Source organism: Eubacteriaceae bacterium ES3 (assembly GCA_030586155.1).
Lineage (GTDB): Bacteria > Bacillota > Clostridia > Eubacteriales > Eubacteriaceae > Acetobacterium.
Map to the genome: position 1 here is coordinate 558,772 of CP130741.1, position 21,737 is coordinate 580,508.

At 40.0% G+C, this 21,737-nt stretch carries 17 protein-coding genes; 12 read left to right on the plus strand and 5 right to left on the minus strand.

The features are described from left to right. The first annotated feature begins 1 nt into the window (after position 1). The 7 genes from Q5O24_02505 (at position 2) to Q5O24_02535 (ending at position 6,609) form a co-directional block, all read left to right on the plus strand. Positions 2-1,003 (plus strand): sigma 54-interacting transcriptional regulator, encoded by a 1,002-nt coding sequence (locus tag Q5O24_02505; GenBank protein WKY48223.1) that lies wholly within the window; start codon positions 2-4, stop codon positions 1,001-1,003. Between the two features lie 172 nt (positions 1,004-1,175). Further along, the gene (locus tag Q5O24_02510) at positions 1,176-1,937 is read left to right on the plus strand and encodes an AAA family ATPase (GenBank protein WKY48224.1); all 762 of its coding nucleotides are present in this window, start codon (positions 1,176-1,178) and stop codon (positions 1,935-1,937) included. Positions 1,938-1,957: 20 nt separating this feature from the next. Next, complete coding sequence (locus tag Q5O24_02515; GenBank protein WKY48225.1) at positions 1,958-3,163, plus strand: 2-hydroxyacyl-CoA dehydratase family protein; 1,206 nt, start codon at positions 1,958-1,960, stop codon at positions 3,161-3,163. Then, positions 3,160-4,887 (plus strand): 2-hydroxyacyl-CoA dehydratase family protein, encoded by a 1,728-nt coding sequence (locus Q5O24_02520; GenBank protein WKY48226.1) that lies wholly within the window; start codon positions 3,160-3,162, stop codon positions 4,885-4,887. The genes Q5O24_02515 and Q5O24_02520 overlap by 4 nt, the downstream gene beginning before the upstream one ends. A 32-nt stretch (positions 4,888-4,919) precedes the next feature. Then, a complete protein-coding gene (locus Q5O24_02525; GenBank protein WKY48227.1) occupies positions 4,920-5,714 on the plus strand; it encodes an acyl-CoA dehydratase activase in 795 nt (264 codons plus the stop codon). 11 nt (positions 5,715-5,725) lie between these two features. Beyond that, a complete protein-coding gene (locus tag Q5O24_02530; GenBank protein ID WKY48228.1) occupies positions 5,726-5,893 on the plus strand; it encodes a hypothetical protein in 168 nt (55 codons plus the stop codon). A 5-nt stretch (positions 5,894-5,898) separates the two neighbouring features. Then, positions 5,899-6,609: a hypothetical protein gene (locus Q5O24_02535; GenBank protein ID WKY48229.1), complete on the plus strand. Its 711-nt coding sequence runs from the start codon at positions 5,899-5,901 to the stop codon at positions 6,607-6,609. Between the two features lie 81 nt (positions 6,610-6,690). Here Q5O24_02535 and Q5O24_02540 read toward each other — a convergent pair whose 3' ends face one another. From Q5O24_02540 to Q5O24_02550, 3 genes are all read right to left on the minus strand, one after another. Then, positions 6,691-9,048 (minus strand): ATP-dependent DNA helicase, encoded by a 2,358-nt coding sequence (locus Q5O24_02540; GenBank protein WKY48230.1) that lies wholly within the window; start codon positions 9,046-9,048, stop codon positions 6,691-6,693. 59 nt (positions 9,049-9,107) lie between these two features. Continuing rightward, positions 9,108-10,169 carry a DUF389 domain-containing protein gene (locus Q5O24_02545; protein ID WKY48231.1) on the minus strand — a complete coding sequence of 354 codons (1,062 nt, stop codon included), beginning with the start codon at positions 10,167-10,169 and terminating at the stop codon, positions 9,108-9,110. Between the two features lie 155 nt (positions 10,170-10,324). Next, entirely contained in the window at positions 10,325-10,876 is a 552-nt protein-coding gene (locus Q5O24_02550) for a PadR family transcriptional regulator (protein ID WKY48232.1), read from the minus strand. Between the two features lie 227 nt (positions 10,877-11,103). Between Q5O24_02550 and Q5O24_02555 the strand changes: the two genes are divergently transcribed. From Q5O24_02555 to Q5O24_02570, 4 genes are all read left to right on the plus strand, one after another. Next, on the plus strand, positions 11,104-13,053 hold the full coding sequence (locus Q5O24_02555) for an NAD(P)/FAD-dependent oxidoreductase (GenBank protein ID WKY48233.1): 1,950 nt from the start codon (positions 11,104-11,106) through the stop codon (positions 13,051-13,053). Between the two features lie 523 nt (positions 13,054-13,576). Further along, positions 13,577-16,333: a methyl-accepting chemotaxis protein gene (locus tag Q5O24_02560; protein ID WKY48234.1), complete on the plus strand. Its 2,757-nt coding sequence runs from the start codon at positions 13,577-13,579 to the stop codon at positions 16,331-16,333. Positions 16,334-16,542: 209 nt separating this feature from the next. Continuing rightward, complete coding sequence (locus tag Q5O24_02565) at positions 16,543-17,151, plus strand: Maf family protein (protein ID WKY48235.1); 609 nt, start codon at positions 16,543-16,545, stop codon at positions 17,149-17,151. Positions 17,152-17,243: 92 nt separating this feature from the next. Continuing rightward, positions 17,244-17,747, plus strand: a complete 504-nt coding sequence (locus Q5O24_02570) for a histidine phosphatase family protein (GenBank protein WKY48236.1) — start codon at positions 17,244-17,246, stop codon at positions 17,745-17,747. 54 nt (positions 17,748-17,801) lie between these two features. On the opposite strand, the gene Q5O24_02575 is transcribed toward Q5O24_02570, so the two are convergent. Next, positions 17,802-19,292 carry a helix-turn-helix domain-containing protein gene (locus tag Q5O24_02575; protein ID WKY48237.1) on the minus strand — a complete coding sequence of 497 codons (1,491 nt, stop codon included), beginning with the start codon at positions 19,290-19,292 and terminating at the stop codon, positions 17,802-17,804. Positions 19,293-19,449: 157 nt separating this feature from the next. Here Q5O24_02575 and Q5O24_02580 point away from each other — a divergent pair, with 157 nt between their 5' ends. Beyond that, positions 19,450-20,778: an aminomethyl transferase family protein gene (locus tag Q5O24_02580; protein ID WKY48238.1), complete on the plus strand. Its 1,329-nt coding sequence runs from the start codon at positions 19,450-19,452 to the stop codon at positions 20,776-20,778. A 79-nt stretch (positions 20,779-20,857) separates the two neighbouring features. On the opposite strand, the gene Q5O24_02585 is transcribed toward Q5O24_02580, so the two are convergent. Beyond that, entirely contained in the window at positions 20,858-21,487 is a 630-nt protein-coding gene (locus tag Q5O24_02585) for a BMC domain-containing protein (GenBank protein WKY48239.1), read from the minus strand. Between the last annotated feature and the right edge of the window lie 250 nt (positions 21,488-21,737).

Genomic DNA, 21,737 nt, shown 5'->3' on the forward strand with positions numbered 1-21,737 from the left:
AATGATTAACAAAATGACCGGTAACTCAGCGATATATACCTTTGAGGATATCATTACCGAAGACCCCAAAATGCTTGATCTGATCAGGTATGCAAAAAAAATTGCTTCGATCGATTGTTGTGTCTTAATCACTGGTCCCAGTGGTACCGGAAAAGAACTTTTTGCCCATGCTCTGCATAATGAAAGCAGTCGCGCTAAGGGGCCTTTTATCGCCCTTAACTGCGCCGCTCTGCCGGCTGATCTGGTTGAAAGCGAACTTTTTGGCTATGAGGCAGGTGCCTTTACAGGTGCCAAACAGGGAGGGCAAACAGGAAAAATCGAGCTTGCTGATGGCGGGACCCTCTTTTTAGATGAAGTGGGAGAACTGCCGCTTAATATTCAGTCTAAGCTTTTAAGGGTTCTGGATAATCACCGGATTATTCGGTTGGGCGGAAAAATGGAGAAGGAAATTGATATCCGGATTATCACAGCGACTAATCGGGATCTGGAAGAAGATGTAAAAAATAAAAACTTTCGATTGGATTTACTGCATCGGATCAATACCATCACGCTGGTAATTCCTCCTTTGTGCGAGAGAAAAGGTGATATTGTTCTTTTAAGTCAGTATTTTTTACAGCGACTGAACCGGGAAAATGATCGAAAAATATATACAATTGATGAGAGAGTGCTGGCAGCTTTTTCGGCCTTTGATTGGCCGGGAAATGTTCGACAGTTACAGAATATGATGGTTCGTTCTTTTTGTATTAGTGAAGGCTCTAAATTATCAATAGAGGATTTACCCGATACGATAAGAGGAGTGGAGATGAAAGCGAAACCGATTAGAGTACCGACTGCCACCAGTAGAATTGAGGACGCTGAAAAAGCAGCAATTATGGAAGCGATAGAGAACTGTGGTGGTAATATGACGGCTGCAGCCAGACAACTGTCCATTGCTAAATCGACACTCTATCGAAAGGTTAAGCACCACAATATTGTTGTGGAAAAGATTTTTAGAAACAAGTAAACGTAGCAAAGCGAAACGCATCGTTCGAACAACCGTCCCATTTTTGGGACGGTTGTTTTTATTTTTTTTGTTAAAAGCTTGTCAAAGCGTCAAAAAATAGTTGGCATGATAGTTGCGTATTAGGTGTTGTATGAAATTGAGTTTGTTTAATGACTCAAGAAAGGAAAAATAAATGGAGGATACAAGAATCATCGCCTTTTCAGGAAAAGGCGGTGTGGGAAAAACAAGCCTGGCAGCATTGACCGTTAGGCTTCTCATCGAAGAATATCCTGAGGCCCGGGTTTTGGCAATTGATGCAGACCCAGCTGTAGGTTTAGCAACTGCTCTAGGTGTAGAGGTGACCCATACAGTTGATGATGTCAGAAAGAAATTTGTCGAACATGTAGAGCAGGGAAAAAAGCGCGAAGCAATTTCTTTTTTGAATGAAGCCCATTATGAAATTACCGACAGCATTGTTGAAACGGAAAAATTTGCTTTTTTGGCTATTGGCCGTCCTGAAACCGCCGGTTGTTATTGTTCAGTCAACAGTTTTTTAAAGGAAACCATCAGTGTTTTAACAAAAGAATTTGACTTTGTGGTTATTGATGGAGAGGCGGGTATTGAACAGGTCAATCGCCGGGTGATGGAAAAAGTTACCGATCTGATTCTGGTCAGCGATGCCAGTAAAAAAGGGATCGGAGTCATTCAAACGATCCGGGATGTGGCAAAGGATTTAGGAATGTACAATAAATCTGGTGCAATCATTAATCGGGTCAAAAATGATACGGTTAAAGGCTTGGTTGATACCGGAGATATTATGGTTCTAAATTTTATCCCGGAAGACGAAGACTTGAGTATGATGGATGTTAAGGGAAATAGTCTTTTACAACTGGATGTCAAAGCTTTGGCTTTAAAAGGGCTTAGAGAAGCTTTGATTCAAATAAATGTAATTTAAGAAAGAAGAGGACGATTGATATGAAAGATCTTAAGCATATCCACTTTTATACTTCTCTGCTGGAAGAGGCCAACAATGAACTGGTCAGAGAAGCAAAAAAGCAGGGTGGAATAGCTGTTGGCTACACTTGTTATTATATTCCAGAAGCACTTTTGAATGTGGGAAAAGCCTTCTCAGTAAGGCTTAGAGCGCCTAAAACAGGAAGTCTTGATATCTCCCAATACTATATGGGGAGCCTAAATTGCTCATTTGTCAGGGCCCTTCTTGAACGGGCCTTTGAAGGCGGCTATAACTTTTTGGACGGCTTTTTTTCCAGTGAAACCTGTCAGCAGATGAATAGACTTGTGGAAAATATTTATGAATTGAAACTGATTGGCAATGAAAGTTTTTATCACTCTATTATTGATGCCCCTTTGAAAGTAAGCCCACATGGAACCAAGCATTACATTAATCAGATTAGAACCAGATTTTTAGAACCCCTGCGCGATCAGTTTGGGATTGATATTTCAGAAACAGCCATTCGTAAAGCAGTAGAAGAGCACAATCGGATGTGTGCTATTTTTGAGGAAATCTCTGAAATGAAAAAAGCTGACAACCCGCGTATTACAGCGACAGAGTTTCATATTCTAAATCTGGTCTCCTATACTTGTCCGACCAGCCTGATTCTGCCTTATCTGGAAGAAACACTGGTTGAACTTAAAAAGAGAAAACCGGATGATAAAAAGAGTTACCGTGCCCGTGTCGTGGTTGTCGGTTCGGAGATGGATGATTACGGCTTTACTGAGCTGATGGAGTACTGTGGCGCCTATGTGGTTGCTGATCGCTACTGCTTTGGATCCACTCCTGGACGTCAGCAGATTCCAGTCAGAGAAGACGAAGATATTGTTGAAGCGGTCTGTCGCTTTTATCTGGAAAGTAATCAGTGTCCCCGTTTTATGTCTCAGGAAAAAATTCAGGAACGTCGGAATGTGGTTAAAGGTCTGTATGAAGATTACAATGCGGACGGAATTATCTACGAGCAGATTAAATTCTGTGACTACTGGGGATATGAACGGGCTGTGGCCTCGCATGTGCTACATGAAGAAATGGGTGCGCCGACAGTCGCTCTGGACCGAGAGTATTCAGTTCAGGCATCCGGCCAGTTAAAGACAAGGGTTCAGGCTTTTGTCGAAAGTCTGGAAATCAAAAAAATTCAGAAAGAAAAAGAAGAGGGGGATAAGAAATGACAGTGACAAGCAATAATCTGAAGGATAACGCTAAACTTTTCGGTGAAGTTTTTTCGGAAGCGATCAAGATGGAAATAGCCGACTATGATCGTAAAGAGATTTTAAGTGCCTTAAAAACAAAGTTTGATCCCAATAAATTAAAACCATTGCTGACCGGTCAGGTTTCGATTAAAGAAGCGGTAGATCAGTACCTGACCGGAAATGGCCTGCAGGATATCATTGAAGATAAAACTGGAATCTACAAGCACCGAGAGTGGCGGGGTCCGGTAGATACACTTTATGATTACGGAAAATGGCTGGAGTTGTGGGGAATTCTTGGAAAATGGCTGTTAAAGCACCCGGTTACCAATGTTTCAGCCCTGCTGCGTTACCGCTGGATGGCCATCTACCTGACCACACCATCATTTTTTGACCATAATGTACCAGGTTTTAAAGGGACCATGCTTAGGGCAGGTCGGAATAACCTAAATACAATTGCCAGACTGCTGACGGCCAACATGGAAGAGCTTTTCGGTGCCGACCGGAATATCAATCCCGGTAATGAGAAGGCTAAAAAATATATTTGCATCGATGCTTATATGCCAAAACTGATTGTTGCCGGATTTGCGGAACATCAGGGGGTTTTACAGCATCTGGTGCCCCATTACCTGCCTTCAATCATCGATCACCGATCTCCCGAACATTATCTGGATGTTACTGAGAGTTATGGTGTTCCGGCCGATGTCTGCGGTTTGCCATCAATGGAATGTGGAGTAGCGATTGAAGACGACTTTCCAAATATCGGCTGTTGCTATATTTCCTCCAATATGCCCTGTGATGGCTCGATTATGTCAAGTACTATCCTGGATCGCCGTTTTAAGCTGCCTACCTATGTATTGAACACGCCAATGCGGCATACCCGTGAGGATACCCAGGAATATGCGGTAGAGGAGTTAAAAGAATGTATCAAGTTCATGGAAGAACATACCGGCGAAACTTATAACTACCAACTTTTACGGGAAGCCTGTGAACGCTGGAATGAGCAGAATGCTCTGCGCCTGGAAAAATGGGAAATGAACGCTACAGATAATCCGACACACTATGGGGCTTCCAACTGGATGTATCGGGTATTCACTTATCAGGACAGTAGCGGAAATCCGGTAGCCATTAAAAATGACCGCAAGGTTAATAAGATTATGCGAAAAAGTCTGGGCAAGCCAAGAAAATATCCGATAAAACCCCGTCACCGGGCAATTGTCTGGAACACCATTGCCAATATGTACAGTGCCTTGGATGAATGGATGCTAAACTGTTGGGGGATAGAAGCAGTTTTTCAGTTTATTGAAAATCAGGGACATCGACCGATTGACACTTCTTCAGTCGATTCCATGCTGTCTGGAGTCGCGAAGGTTATACAGGAAGCAACCATGAGGGTTCACAGTAAAGGTGGCTATAACGCCTATACGGATGATCTTTGGGTGAAGGTGGAAGAATATAATTGCGACATGATTGTGATGTTTGACCAGATTTCCTGTAAGGGACCGGCAGCAGTTGCTGGTTTAGTCGAGGAAGAGGCCCGCAGAAGAGGTATTAAACTGGTCTGGCTCAAGCAGGATCTGGTTGATGCCCGAACCATTAGTCGTCGGGATATGCGGGATCAGATCAGCACCTATATGGAAGCGGTCATGAATGAAACCCCTCTTGATCCGACGCTTAGAGATTTTGATGACAGTATTAGCTGGTAAATAAAAAAATAAAAAAGGATAGGTAAAGATAAATGAGTAAATATTTTGGTGGATGTGATGTTGGATCAACCTACGGGAAATGTGTGATTATTAATGAAAAGGGTGATATTTGCGGACACGCGATTGTGCGCAGTAAAATCAATCCGGTCGAGACAGCAAATTTTGCCCTGACCGAGGCGATGGACGGAATTGATGATTTGAATAACGTTGAAGCCCTTTCTTACCTTGTTGGTACCGGCTATGGCCGTAACAAGGTGCCTTTTGCGGATGAAAACATTTCAGAGATTAGTTGTCATGCTATGGGCGTTCATGTGACCAATCCTGACGTAACCGGTATTATTGATGTTGGCGGCCAGGATGTTAAAGGGATTGCTGTTGATGAAGACGGAACCGTTAAAAATTTTGCCATGAATGATAAATGTGCCGCTGGTACCGGGAAATTCTACGAGGCTATGGCCCGAGCCTTTGAAATGAGTCTGGACGATTTCTCCAAGCTGTCTTTGACCGCTGAAAATGTCATTCCGATTACCGCCCAGTGCACAGTATTTGCTGAATCAGAGGTTATCTCCCTGGTTGGTGACGGAAAACCACGAGATGAGATTGCCGCAGGTTTGCAGATGTCGATTGCCAAACGTTGCTTTGTCATGGCAAAAAAAGCCGGCACCGACGGTCTGATTACAATGACTGGCGGATGTGCTAAAAACGATGGTCTGGTTCATGCCATTGAGCATGTATTAAAGCTTAAAATTGCAGATTTAAAAACTGATCCACAGTTGATGGGTGCTTTGGGCGCTGCCGAATATGCACGACAAAAAGGTTTGGCATAGGAGGGTAAAAGATGAGTAATTTTATAAATCTATTAACAATTACAGGAAAAGTCTTGGCCTGTTTCTTTGGGATTACCTTTATTATCTACTGGTTTAATCTCGATAGTAAACTTGTACATAAATTGTTCCCGGTTTTCAATGCATATTATGACCGCTTGCCTAGAGACAGAAGGCTGTAAAAGAAATGGATATTTTCGATCAATATGCCGAAAAAATAGAAAATAGGCTGGGGATTGAGACATTACAGCGATTGGACAGGGAGCAGAAACTTTGGACAACAGCGGATAAGAATACCTTCATCATGGAAAGGGATACCGCTTTGGAGCTGGGAGGATATCCCAAAGAAAGCCTGAATTTGATGGTTTCTTCACAAAATTTTGATTTCAAAAACCAGGGTGGGGTGTATCTTATCGGTGATCCGGCACTTTTATCTGGAAAAGCCAAACACCTTTCATTTGGTAAAATCGTCCTGATTAAAAGTAATGCAATTGAAACTGAAGGGGTATATGATTATCTGAAGTCTTTGGAATTTTCGGATATTCGTTTGCACTTTACGGATGTGATGGTGCGGATGTCTTCCGAGAAGTTTTTTACCAATCTGCGGATTGGTAAAAAAGCCATGAAAAATGGTTTTACCCTTGGGAGAATGGGGGCATCCATGTATCAAGGTTTTCTGGCCTTGCCGGAGGTTGAGGATGTCAAAATAATCATGATAGTGGGAGAGAGTCCTTTGTATAAAGAATTTCTGCCTATTGCTGAAAAGATTAAAGATGCCACTTCAGCACTCAATACGATGTTTGATGGAATTAATCTGGATTGCCAGTCCTGTCAGCTCAGTGATATCTGTGATGAGGTTGAGGGGCTTAAAAAAATGCATCAATCTGTTAGTGCGTAAAGAAAAAAATCGGCAGGTCTACAGAGCCTGTCCGATTTTTTTATTGTTTTAAAAATTAGTCTTCAAGATTTGAAGGTGTTTTTAATCTTCTTGTCCTTGCCAGAAGGCATTGGAAAAATTTTTCACATCATCTGTCGTTGTAACGATTTGTTGGGGAAACCAGTCTTGGGGAAAGAGTTTCTGATAGCGGTTATGGGAAAAACGACTGTCGATCAGTAAGATTAGGCCTTGATCGGTTTCAGTTCTGATGACTCGACCGGCGGCCTGGAAAACTTTGTTCATCCCCGGATAGACATAGGCGTAGTCAAAACCTTGGTGGTTTTTCAGGTTAAAATAGTCTTTAATCAGATCGCGTTCGCTGCAGATTTGTGGAAGTCCCACACCGATAATTATTGAGCCGATTAGAGAATCGCCAGCAAGGTCAACGCCTTCAGAAAAAATACCACCCAGGACGCAAAAGCCGATCAGTTCAGATTCTGAATCGATTCTGAATTGGTTCAGAAAAATCTCGCGATCACCTTCAGTCATTTCCGCTTCCTGTTTTAAACAGTTATGCTCAGGAAAACGTGCAATAAAATTCTCATAAACCATATTCATATATTGGTAGGACGGAAAAAAAACAAGATAATGACCGGTTTTAGAAGAAACAGTGGCATCAATTAGAGCTGCTATATAGTTCTTTGTGTTCTCCCGTTCAGTATACTTTGTTGAAATGTTGTTGGCAATCAGAAGAGCGCGCCTTTTTTTATTAAAAGGTGATGGAAAGAGCAGATGGTAGTTTTCTTCTTTACCCCCCAATAACTCAGAGTAGTAAGAGAGTGGCGATAGGGTGGCAGAAAAGAAGAGGGTAGCCTCAGCTGTGTTTAAAGATTGGCTTAACAGCTTGGAAGGATCTAGGCAAAAGCGTTTAATTCTGGTATCATTGCCACTATTTTCGACATAAGTGATATATCGCTCATCTAAAAATTCTCCAGTTCTCAAATAAGCAAGGGCAAGGAAATAAAAAGCTAAGAGCTCAGCATGGTAAGGATGGGATTCATTTTCTGTCAGCCATTCTTCGGCTGTCGAAATAAAATGATAGAGATGCCCTTCGAGTTCTTTAGGCTCTTCACTAAGAACAGACAGGGATTTGTTTTCGCTGTTCTTTTTTAAGTTGAGCATCAGACTGTTTAGGTTTTTTAATGATGAAAGAACTTTTTTATCTTCGCCTTTAAGCTGGCGCTTGAGATCCAGAATCATTTTTTTGCTGAGTTGGGCAGAAAACATTTCCCGGCCCCGATCCACCAGATTATGAGCTTCATCAATTAGAAATACCGTGTTTTTACTATCCCCTAAAAAATGTTTTAAAGAAACCCGGGGGTCAAAGACATAATTATAATCGCAGATAATGACATCACAAAAGGCGGCTAAATCCAGTGAAAACTCAAAGGGACAGACCCGATGTTTTCGGGAAAAATCTTCAATAAGCCTCCGGGTGATCTGGTTATTGGAGTTGAGCAGATCATATAAGGCATCATTGACCCGATCGAAATGGCCTTTGGCGTAAGTGCAGTGCTCGGGGCTACAAATACGCGTTTCTAAAAAACAGATTTTATCCTTTGCTGTCAGGGTGATGCTTTTAAGGAGTAGTCCTTTATTAGCCATGGTGTTTAGTGATTCTTCTGCCACTTCCCTGACGATGGTTTTGGCGGTTAAATAGAAAATTCGCTCAGTTTGATGCTCTGCGATAGACTTTATGGCAGGAAATAGGGTTGAGATGGTTTTGCCGATGCCGGTAGGGGCCTGGATAAATGTTTTTTGTTTTTCGACGATGGTTTTATAAACTGAGATGGCCAGTTGGCGCTGTCCTTTGCGGTAGTTTGGATAAGGAAAGGACAGGTTTTTGATGGACTGATTGCGGGTAATTCGTGAACTTGTTTCAAGTTTAGCCCAATTAAGGTAGTGGTCGAGCAGGGTGTGAAAATAAGTTTTAAGATCTGATAAGAGGTATATTTCACGAAAGTGTTGGACAGTTTCGGTTTCCAGTTGAAAATAAGTTAGCTGCACACCGATTTGGGAAAGGTTATTTTGAGTCGCAAAGATAAAAGCGTAGATTTTTGCCTGTGCCCAATGAACAGTGTAGCCAGAAGCTGGCAGATCTTCCAGGGGACGGGTGGTCGATTTTATTTCATCGATAACGGGAAATTCGTCGTGATTGGTAAAAATACCATCGGCGCGCCCTTCAATTATAAAATTAAAGCTTTTATAGCTAAGCGAATATTTAAGAGGGACTTCTGCCAGGTAGTCACTTTCAGAATAAGATTTTTGCACTTTCTGATGAGCTTTTGTACCTTCCACAGCGCGTTGGCTTTTCATAAATTGTGAATCAATATCTCCGTGACGATGAAGAAACTCCACAAAGCTTCTGACTGATAACTTAATTTCTGTTAGATTATCCATAAAAATTCCTTTTGTTTTTAGACCAATAAGAGAAAAAGGGTGCACATTTGTGCAGCCCTTTAATTCTCTATGGTAATAATGTTTTTCGAGACGCCATCATCATTAATTTTGGAAAAATAACGGTATAAAATGTCGCGAATATCCTGGGATATACTTACTGTGTAGTCCTCCAGGCCGTAATCGTCTTTTTGGGAGATGATTGAGGCGAGTTCCTCGTCGGTGTAAGGGTCTCCCATCAAATCGATTTCCAGCGTTTTATTGGAGCGATTGATAATGGCACGGATAGTCGTCGTTGTTGAACTGTCCACCTCAGTATTGATGTAGTTTTCCACAACGGTTGTAACTACGGTATTTTGAAATGTGTTATAGGCGGTATACAGGGTGGTTATCGTTGCCGGCAAAGCAATTAGAATGATACCGACAATAATGATTCTTTTAATAAAGATATTATAATTTTTATAAACGCTAAGTTCTGGTCTGAGTTTCATAATTTTTACAATCAAAAAGGTAGCCAGAATGATAAAAAAAGCATTGATGGTAAATAGATATCCGGCGCCTAAAATAAAGTCGATCTTCTGGTTGGCAATCCCATAGCCAACGGTACACATAGGCGGCATTAAAGCGGTGGCAATAGCAACACCAGGGATAACATTTGACTTTTCCCGGCGGGTGGAGCCGATAATTCCAGCTGCGCCTCCAAAGAAAGCAATCAGCATATCAAAAAATGATGGGGAAGTTCTGGCGACTAGTTCGCTGGTCGCGGTATCCAGTGGTGAAAATAAAAAATAGATGCTGGAAGCGATCAGGGCGATAATCACCTGAAGGCCGAATTTAACAAAGGCATCGCGCAAAAGAAATCCATCATAAATAGCGGCACTGTAGCCAATTGTAATGATAGGGTTCATCAGTGGCGAAATCAGCATAGCCCCAATAATAACGGCAGTGGAGTTTACGTTTAATCCTACCGAGGCAACGATGATAGCACAAAACAAAATGATTAAGGGGGCACCATTAAGTCTAATTCCTGAAACTATAGAAGCATGGATTTCTTCAGTAGTTAACTGATCATCATTTAAGTTGTCAATCAGCGAGTTAAACAAATTCAAAAAATATTCTTTCATAAAATCTCCTGTAAAAATTTTTAAGTAAAATTTTGTATCACGAACTGAAGAAAGGATTGTTTGCAGAAAGCTTATTGACATTAAGACTATTCAGTTGTGATTTATGAGTAATCTCCAAGATAGGAGCTTTTAATATGCTTAAAAATTTAAAAGAATCAGGTAGATTCACCAATTTCTGCAATACATTCTTCCAGCCATCTGATATAAGTTTTTTCGCGCATGATAGCTCCTTTTAAAACCAGGTAATCACAGAATTCCGGAGAAATTTTATTGTCTTGATGATGAAAACAGGGTTGGGATATCATCGTATTCTCTAGCTTTTCGACTTTTTCCTGACGTTGCGTGAGTTGAGAGTGAAAATGTCTCAAAATATCTTGGGCAGCAAGCGCTTCCATGAAGAATGCCTTAAGTCTAAAAATATCCTTTGGTGTTGGTTCGAGCGGATCGATTGTTGCCAGCCAGGAATAAAGGTCGCTGCGACCAGCCTCGGTGATAGAATAAAGTTTTTTCTCGAGTTTCTCTCCCTGCAGGACAACTTCGTAAGTGATGAGACCTTCTTTGGTCAGTTTTTTGAGTTCGGGATAAATTTGTGAATGGTTGGCATACCAGAAATTGACTAGATCTTTGTTAAAAACTTTCGATAAATCGTATCCGGTCATGGATTCCCGATTAATTAGACCAAGAATGGCATATTTAAGTGTTCGCATAGTGTCCTCTCTGAGAATTGATTTTCAATCCTATTTTACAACAAGTTAACACATTTGTCATGATTTTGTTAGAGTGATCTCTTTATTTGTCAAAATTCAAACATGTATACATTGACATGTTTGAATTTCAGGGTTATAATGACTTCAATAAATTTTTTAAACCAGAAGCATTAATATAAGACAGTTTAAAAGTAAATCTGGAACACTTAATATTGAAGGAGTAAAATATGGAAAGAAAGTACCCTAATTTATGTAAACCTATACAGATAGGTGATGTTGTTTTTAGAAACAGAATGTTTTCGGCCCCAATGGGTGGAACTGATATAACCGCAGACTGTACTATAGGACCCAAAACAACAGCTTTTTATGAACTTAGAGCTAAGGGTGGTGCAGCCTCTGTAACGGTTAGTGAAGTCGTTGTTCATCCGGAAACAGAAGGATCGCATATGTTTCATTTGGATCTGCAGACTGTGGGATCGCTCTCAAGTTTTACCTATACAGCTGATGCGATTCGCCGACATGGAGCAATAGCCAGTGTAGAACTTTCCCATTCGGGTCAATATGCTGGAACTTACCTGACTGATAAAGATAAAAAACAGGGATTGGCACAATGGGGACCAAGTGAAACTGTTCGACCTGACGGTTTACCTGTAAAAGAGCTGACAGTTGAATTGATTGCTGATATTGTTGCAGCCTATGGCCGCTGTGCGGCTCTGGCCAAACGTGCAGGATACGAAATGATTATGGTACATGGTGGTCATGGTTGGCTGATTAACCAGTTTTTGTCACCTTATTTCAACAAGCGAAAAGACCAGTACGGTGGCAGCCTTGAAAACCGTGTTCGTTTTGCCCAGGAGGTTCTTGATTGCGTCCGGGAAAATGTCGGACCAGGCTTCCCGATTGAGTTTAGAATGAGTGGATCTGAGCTGTTTGACGGAGGCTATACTCTGGAAGACGGAGTAGAAATTGCCAAGCTGATGGAATCAAGAGTTGATCTTCTGCATATTTCAGCAGGAACCTATCAGCGGGGATTTGGAACCACCCATCCTTCAATGTTTGTGCCCCATGGATGCAATGTTTATCTGGCGGCAGAGATTAAAAAACACGTCAGTGTTCCAGTTGCAACACTTGGTGGTCTTAATGATCCGGAAATGATGGAAGAAATCATTGCCAGCGGAAAAGCTGATGTGGTCGATATGGCCAGAGCACTTCTGGCTGATCCGGAACTTCCGGAAAAGGTTATGGAAAATCGCGATGAAGATATTGTTAAATGTCTGCGTTGTTTTGTCTGTATGGCTGAGCGGGCTGTCACCTCAACTAGACGTTGTGCAGTCAATCCGTTAATCGGTCGGGAAATGGACGGTATGGAAATATTGCCTGCTGCCAAAAAGAAAAAAGTACTGGTAGCTGGTGCCGGACCTGGCGGATTACAGGCGGCACTGATTGCAGCAAAACGTGGTCATCAGGTTATATTATGTGAAGCTAGTGATGAAGTAGGCGGAATCCTTAAGGGCGAACGGGCAATTCCTTTTAAATACGAAATGTATGAATTAGGCAAAACTCTGGGTAAGCTGGCTAAGGATGAAGGGGTAGAAATTCGTTTGAATACCAAAGTCACTAGAGACTATGCCTTAACTGAAAGAGCAGATGCACTGATTATTGCAGTGGGATCTGAACCGTTGATTCCCCCGATCAAAGGGATTGATGGTAAAAATGTCATTGTAGTCAATGATTATTATCTAAAAAAAGACCAGGTTAAAGACAGTGTGATTGTGCTGGGCGGTGGTCTGGCTGGTTGCGAGGCAGCAATTCATTTTGCCAGAGAAGGAAAAAAAGTCAGTCTCGTAGAAATGCGTGATGAACTGGCGGTTGATGCTAATATTCGTCATCGGCCTTTATTACTGGATGAAATTAAAAAATGTGAGATTGATGTGCGAACAGGACTAAAAGGTGTTGAAGTTAAGCCGGATGGAATTATTTGTGAAGATGAAAATGGTGAGCATGTTATCATTTCCGGGGAAACAATTGTCGCTGCCATGGGACAGAAAGCTTTAAGACAAACGGTAGAAGAGCTGTATGATTGTGCTCCTCGAGTTTCAACAATTGGTGATTGTGTTAAACCGGCAAATATTACAGCAGCGGTTTATCAGGGGCATCATGCAGCATTAGATATTTAATTTTAAGAAAAGATTAAGATGTAAATAATCACGACTGATAATAGATGAAAGACAAAAGTTAATATAAACACCTGGCACTGTCGATTGTCATTTCATTGTCCCCAAAGGGAAGAACATCTACTTTGGTGAATAGTTGCTGGGAACACTAATAATTGCCGATTATAAATTGGGTAATTATATGAATCTAAGTGTAAACTACGAAATCCAATAAGTCGATATGGTGTCCGATTACACCCTGAAATCCCAAATTTTATAATTTGGGATTTTTTAAATTTATACAAATGTTAAAAGCTTGTTAAATAAAATAATTGAATTATTGATAGAAATGATTTAAAATATATAAACGGGTATAATACTAATAATTACGATAATTAGAGCTTTAGAAGTACGCATTATAGCATCTTTAGTCGATTTTAAGGATGGTTAAGAAATTTAATCACTGATTGGATGAGATGGTTTGTAAACGAAATCAATACAATACAAGGCAAATTCAAATTACCCAAATGATAAAAGGAGGTAGAAAATGAAATCATTATCTATCAAAACCAAATTACTGATGTTAGTCGCAATTCCAGTCATTGCGCTTATCCTAATCACCGTTACGGCAGTACGAAATGTTAGCGGAATCAGTACACGATTAACAGAGACTCTTTATGAACAGGGTTTTCAGAGTATTGCGCTGGTATTAAATGCTGATCGCGATGCCTATCAGGCGATTGACAGTATTAATACCATGAACCGAATAATGCTTTCTGGCGATTTATCTGAAGATATGATGAACAGTATTTCTGCGGACTATGCCGAGAATATTGATCAGGTGAATGAACGGATGCAGGAGGCGGTTGACATTCTTGCTGGCGACCAGGTTTTCTGGGAAACATTTAAAGATGAAGAAAATGGCTTGACCATTTTCGAGCATTATGAACAATTTGTAAAAGCGTTCTCTGATTGGCAGGATGTTGCCGAAGAGGAACTTGCGGGAAATACCGGAAATACTGATTTTATAACGAAATTTGATGATGCCAGATCGCATATTAATGCCATAGGCGAGCTGGTTGAAATGGGCCTTCAGGAATCTATCGTTCGAAGCCAGGATCAAAAAAGCAGCATGATAACATCAATGGTTCTTATTGATGTGGTGGGTTTGATCATTGTGCTTCTGTTCTCGATGTATCTGATAAAAATTATAACTGGGCCGTTAAAACGATCAGTAGCAATGCTTCATGATATGGTTAAAGGAAAACTCAGTGGACGGCTTAATCTTGACCAGCGGGATGAAGTTGGTGTTCTAGCTGAGAATCTGGATTTGTTTGCTGATAATTTACAGCAGAATGTACTTGGGACTATGAAGAAGATCTCGGTGGGGGATTTGAGCCAATCATTCACTATTGATGATCCAGAGGACGAAATTACTCCGGTAATGAAAACGACGGTTGAAAATTTAAGTGCGCTGGTTGAAGAAGTGGATAATTTGTCCCAGGCTGCCGTTCAAGGGAAACTTGAAACGCGGGGAAGTTTGGATAAATTTGAAGGCGGCTATCGTGAAACTGTTGAGGGCTTTAATAATACCCTTGATGCTATCGTTGAACCACTCAATACTGCAGCTGGTTACATTGATAAAATTGGCAAAGGGCAGATTCCGGAAAAAATTACGGAACCTTATCAGGGTGATTTTGAAACAATCCGCAATAATATCAACGCCTGTATTGATGGTTTGGAAGGCCTTGTAGAAGGCAGTCAGGTAATTGAGCGAATGACGGTTAACGATTTCGATGCTCGGGTAGCGGGATCATACCAGGGGATCTATAAAAATATTGCTGATTCAGTCAACAAACTTGGTGTTCAGATTGGCATGATGATTGAAGTTCTGGAAAATGTATCCAATGGCGATCTAAAAGATCTGGAGAACTTAGAGAATATCGGCAGAATGAGTGATCAGGATCGACTCATTCCAACAGCACTTCAGATGATTAAGAACCTAAATTATTTAACACGAGAAACAGAGCTGTTGTCAAAATCTGCGATTGAAGGAGAGCTATCCAAGCGTGGCAATGCAGAGAAATTTACTGGTGAATATAAGAAGATTATTGTCGGGATTAATGAGACTTTAGATGCAGTGATTCAACCGATTAATGAGGCGTCTCAGGTTCTTCAGGAAATGGCCAGAGGAAATCTTTCTGTTTCAATGCAGGGAGATTATAGTGGAGATCATGCGGCTATAAAAATTGCTTTGAATGATACAATCAATAATCTGAAAGAATATGTCTATGAAATTTCTCGTGTCCTGGAGGAAATGGGAAATGGTAATCTAAATCAGGAAATTACTGCTGATTATTTGGGTGATTTTGTGTCAATCAAAAATTCTTTTAATAATATTATCAGTTCAATGAGCCAGGTTATGGGTGATATTGGCGATGCAGCCGAACAGGTAGCTTCCGGTTCCAAACAAGTATCGGATGGCAGTCAGGCCTTGTCTCAGGCTTCAACAGAACAGGCCAGCACGACTCAGGAAGTAGCAGCATCAATCACCGAAATTGCCGATCAGACTAAGCGGAACGCGACTAATGCCAATCAGGCCAATGAACTTTCTGCCGAAGCAAAACAGAAGGCCCTTGAAGGGAATAGTCAGATGTCAATGATGCTTTCTTCAATGGAAGAAATTAACCGGTCTTCCCAGGATATTTCAAAAATTATCAGGGTTATTGATGATATTGCATTCCAGACTAATATTCTGTCTTTAAATGCTGCGGTTGAAGCGGCACGGGCAGGAGAACACGGTAAAGGTTTTGCAGTGGTTGCTGAAGAAGTCAGATCGCTTGCGGCTAGAAGTGCAGAAGCGGCAAATAATACTACGATATTAATCGAAGGATCGATTGATAAGGTTAAAACTGGTACAGAGATTGCCAATGAAACTGCTGAATCTCTGGTGGAAATTGTTAAAGGGATTGAAAAATCAGCAGTACTGGTCGAAGAAATTGCTAAAGCATCAAATGATCAGGCATTTAGTATTACTCAGGTGAGTCAGGGAATTGAGCAGGTTTCCCAGGTGGTGCAAAATAATTCGGCAACAGCAGAACAAAGTGCAGCTGCCAGTGAAGAACTTTTCAGTCAGGCGGAAATGCTAAAAGAAATGGTTGCTGCTTTTAAAATAAAACAGCAGACATTGAATAAAAAGGTATCCCATAAGCCGGTTGAAAGCATAGCTAATGAGAGTTCGTTTGAATCGGAGTTTGTTTCAGAACCTGTAATCGACTTGGATGAAGGATTTGACAAGTATTAATTTAAATATTACATTTGAAATATGATGAAAACCATCTAAAACTATTGGATTATATGATTTAGTTTTAGATGGTTTTTTTAATTCCTTTCAATTTTAGAAGATATGGAGTATTATTAAGAAGAATGTAAAAAATATGAAAGCTTTTGGAAATGCTGGTTAGACGTTAAAAATAAATTGAAAAAAATATAATAAAAAATCGGGGAGATACTATGAGTGTGCAGATTGTTTTAGCAAGTCAATCACCGCGTCGAGCAGAACTGATGAAATTGATCACCGATGACTTTCAGGTAGAAGTGGCAGATGTAGATGAAAAGAAAATTGAAAAAAGTCTTTTCGACGGGCACAGACCTTCAAAAAAAATGGCGAGAGAGCTGGTAAAAATGCTGTCATTTGAAAAAGCAATGGCGGTTTATAAAAGCTATCCTGATAAATTGGTGATTGGGGCTGATACGGTAGTTGTTCTGGGAAAAGAAATACTAGGGAAGCCGCAGAATAAAGACCATGCCTATCTGATGATTAAAAAACTTTCCGGGAAAATGCATATGGTAATGACTGGTGTGACCTTAATTGAAAATGGCAAGTATGAACAATTTGTAGCCTGCTCAAGAATTCGTTTTCGTCCTTGGAATAAAGAGATGCAAAGGGCTGTGAATCATTACGTCGACACTGGAAAACCCATGGATAAGGCGGGGGCATACGGAATACAGGAAGAAGCCGGATTGTTTGTCAAATGGATAAAAGGCGATTACAACAATATTGTTGGTCTACCTGTTGGAGAACTTTATAAAAGAATATACAAATTGGAGAAATTTAAGTAAGTGGGAAAGTAATAGAAAGACTAAAGTAAGATTTTGACATGCGTTTTCCAATAGTTTTTTAAACGTGAAATAAATTTAGGAAGGGGAATAATATGGAGTTAATTTTAATTCGTCATGGCAAAGCGGAACAGAGAGGTTCTGTTTCACCGGACGAGAACCGTCAGCTGGTACCGAAAGGGATAGAAAAATTAGAACGGGATTTGCCATATTTACTGATTCATCTGAAAAACAGGTCGGAGGTTTTTTTATGGACAAGTGGAATACGGCGAGCCAGGGAAACCGCAGACCTGGTTTCTCGGATTTGTGACATCAAAAAGATCTACACAAAAGAGTTTTTAGAAACCGGTGAATATAAAGAATTATTGAAAAGTTTAAAAAATATGCCGGAAGAGGCGACGATTATCATGGTCGGCCATGAGCCAGACTTGTCTTTCTGGAGTGAAAGACTTTGTCGCAAAACTATTGTGTATAAAAAAGGCGGGGCGGCTATCATAAAAGTGGATAAAGAAGCAGAAATCAAAGGGAAACTGGTTCAGGCTTTGAAACCTGGTGAATTTCATCGTCTAACGAATGGAAAAAAAGTAAAGAAGGATTAACCATGAAAGATCGGTTTGTAATTAAGCAAACCGATCTTTTTAGTGCAAACGAAACTAACGTAATAAAATATTGCAGGACAGAAACAACTGAAACAGAGCATGATCTTGAATTTTTTCATAGTTGAGGCCGGTGAGTTTTTCGATGTTTTTTAATCGGTATACAACAGTATGACGATGAATATTAAGTGTCGTTGCTGCAGCTGAAATATTTTTACCATTTACAATATAGGCGCTGAGGCATAAAAGCAGTTCTTTGGTATAAGGATCATTCATATTAAGATTTTTCAGCTGAGGTGTAATCAGAAGGTCAAGTTCCGTATTTTTGTCAAGGATGTTCAGGACAAAGTCAGAATAAATATCTTCAAAGAAAGTGATTTTAAAGGCTCTTTCGTCACTGAATTCCTTTGAGACCTGACATTGTGCATAAGCCAGATTGAGCTCAAAGAGGTTATTAAAAACCATACTGGTTGTGGCTTGAAATTCGTTTTTCAAAAGAAAATTTCGAATTGGTTCAGTTTTATCACTTTTTTTAAGAAGCATTTCATAATCACAGACGAGTATTTCCGAATGATAAGAAAAGATAATTCTTTTATTAAACAGTTTAGAAAGCTGATTGATATAGCCATTCAAATTGTTGATCTGACTGGATGGACTAAAACACCATAAGAGAAAAGGATCGTTTATTTTTTTCCCTTTTTGTTCCAGGTGGTGGGCAAGAATATTGCTATCTATATAAGTTTTATTGAGTAGTCGATAAATATACCAGGGAGCTTCATGGTTTTTTCTGAATTCATCATTGATTTTAAGGGCATTTTCGATCATTTGCTGAACCAGGTATAGGTTGGTAAATTCAGAATCGGTAAATGGACAGATCAGTTCAGTCATTCCTAACGAACCAAAGATTTGTCCATTGACTGTGATAGGAGCAATCAGGCGTTTAATATTACCGAAGGAATCGGGAGACTGATAATAAAAGGGCATATGTTCGGACTTGAAATTTTCATTAAGGGCGATACTGTCGGCTTCCTTAAAAGAATAACCTTTATCCAAAACATGTTTCCAGATAGCATCAACCTTATCGGGGTCCTTTAGACTGGTATACATGAGGAGACCTTGAGAGTCATCAAATAAAGCAACGGGATTTTTAAGGTGGGCACAGGCAGCATCAAAAATGGTTTGTAAAGGTTGGCCATTAAAAATGTAATCATCAATACGGCTGGACCAGTTATGATAACGATCAAAGATTACCTGAAACACTTCAAAAATTTCGATTTTATCCGATTGTGAAGGCATAATGATAACAGACCATTGACTGGGAAGCTGAGTCTCATCGATATCTCCGAGACAAATGAAAGAAGCGCTTTCTTGTGATTTCAAGCTGATTAATTGTTGAGCGTTGATGAGATAAATAAATTCGTCACTTAAAGCATTATTTTTATGAAAAAAATGAATGCCGGAGAGATTCAACTTAATGTTTTGACTGGTGACAAGCCGTGTATCTGAAAAGGTAATCATTTCAAACAAGATTTGAATACTTAATTTCATTGTAACCTCCATCATGATTGTACAATATTGTATAAACAAAGGGCTTATTTTTTTATTATATGAATAATGACTTGTAAAAGCAAGAAGAATATAATAATGGAAAGTAACGAATGATAAGGATTACAAAGCTGAAATCATTCGAAAGAAGGAGAAGAATATGTTAAATTCTATTATCCAGGACGCGTTCACGTTGTTTAACCAAGGTGGAAATTTGATTGCTTATGAGTATACGGGCTATGAAAATGAGATTTTAGCATCAAAATCGACAGCATGGTTTGGGACAACATTGAATAATTCACCTATTTATGATGTTAAAGGACCTGAAGCTGCAAAATTTTTAACCTCAATTTGTGTAAACAGTTTTATGAAGATGAAGCCAGGTAGCATTCGTCATGCGGTTATGTGCAATGAAAAAGGCCAGATTCTCACAGATGGAGTGGTTATGATGATTGCGGATAATCATTTCAGAACCTATTGGTTAAATCCGGTGGTCGGCTATTATGCATCTATTTCCAAAATGGATATTGAAGGCGTTGATTTATCAGGTAAGGAATTCTTTTTTCAGTTGGCTGGCCCAAAATCTCTGGAAATTCTGGAACAGGCTTCAGAGAGTGATCTTCACGATATTGCCTTTACCAAACACCGAATGTCAAAAATTGCCGGAATTGATGTTAGAATCCTAAGACTTGGTATGGCAGGAACCCTGGGTTATGAAGTACATGGCGATATGGCAGATATTGAAACAGTCTATAATTGTATATGGGAAGTGGCGCAAAAATATGATGCAAAAAAACTGGGACAGGTTGCTTATACCATGAATCATACAGAAGCGGGATTTCCTAACATCAATATGCATTATCCGCTGCCATGGTATGAAACTGAAGGTTTGAAAGACTATCTTGCCACACGTCCGATGGAGGGTTTTTTTAATCTTAACCGCGTTCTTGTTGGCAGTGTTGGAAATGATCTGGAAAGCCGTTTTGTGACACCCTATGATTTGGGATGGGAGTACCTGATTAAATTTGAACATGATTTTCCCGGTAAAGCGGCTCTTGAAAAGATTGCACAGAATCCTGCAAGAACTTTGGTAACTCTGGAATGGCATCCCGATGATCTGGGTGAAATTTTTGCCTCTCAGTTTAGAGGACAAGACGTTGAGCCGTTTGAAACTATGGATGACCGTCCAATGGATATGTACTATAACAGTGGATTTTCGATGTTCTATCATGCCGACAAAGTTGTTGCTGATGGGAATGAGATCGGAATTTCCAGCGGTCGTCTGAATAGCTATTATTACAGACGGATGATTTCACTGGCCTTTATCAATCCTGAATATGCAGTTGAAGGAAAAGAATTTACACTTATATGGGGAACACCGGGAAAACCGCAAAAAGAAATTCGTGTTAAAGTTGCTCGTACACCATATATGAATTTGGAAAATAATAAAGAAATTGATGTGAATGAAATACCGAAGTTTAGTAAATAACAGTTACCATGAGTTTAGAATGGGACGTATTAAAAAAACAGCATTCTCGCAACGAGAATGCTGTTTTAATAACAATATCTTAATAATCCAGCGGATCTTCAACCAGATCCATTATAGCATTTTTAAAAGCTTCACAGGCAGTTTTACAATTAGCCTGAGTACCAGTTAAAATCACGCCACTCAAGTTCGAGTTGGTTGGCGGAGTGAAGAATTTAACTACTTCAACATCAGCAACGGTTAAAGCTTCATCAATTCCGACAATCCCTTCCAATGCTCCGGCAAATAAAAAAGCAATTGAAGAACCCATTGGCAAGTCGTAGGTTTCGGAAAAATATTTTCCGATTTTGGGCACCAATTGAGCATAAATCAGGTTTGAATCATCATCATTAACACTATAAACAGATGATTTATTTTCAGAATAATCTCTTATATAGCGAAGGCCGCTTTCAACGTCAGATACAGTTGGTCCGGTAATAACCCCAAAGACCTGACCATCATTGAGGCCAGCACCGTATCCGTAAAGCGTTTTAAGATAACAGACTTCTACATTGGCGGATTTGGTCGCTTCATCAGCAGCGCAATAGCCAACACCGTCATATTGGGTGGTGAATATTCCAATATCTATACAGCCCTCGGGCAGTTCAAATTCCTCGAGATAAATATCTTCAACATCGGTTAAAAGCTTACTGTAAACTAGATTACATTTCACACGGTCTCCGGTCATCTTAGATCTCCTTTAACTTCATTTTCTCTATCTTACCATTTTTTCAGGCATTCGTAAATTAAAATCATTGTTGCATAATGACAAAATTTATGTACAGACGAATAATAATCCTAGTAAAACGGTACTAAAATCTTATTGAACAGTTACGCAAGATAGCATATTAGATTTTTAGCTGGGCTATTATCTGTTAGTTATAACTAGAATGGATCAGCAGTGAGATTTAAAGTAAAATAAA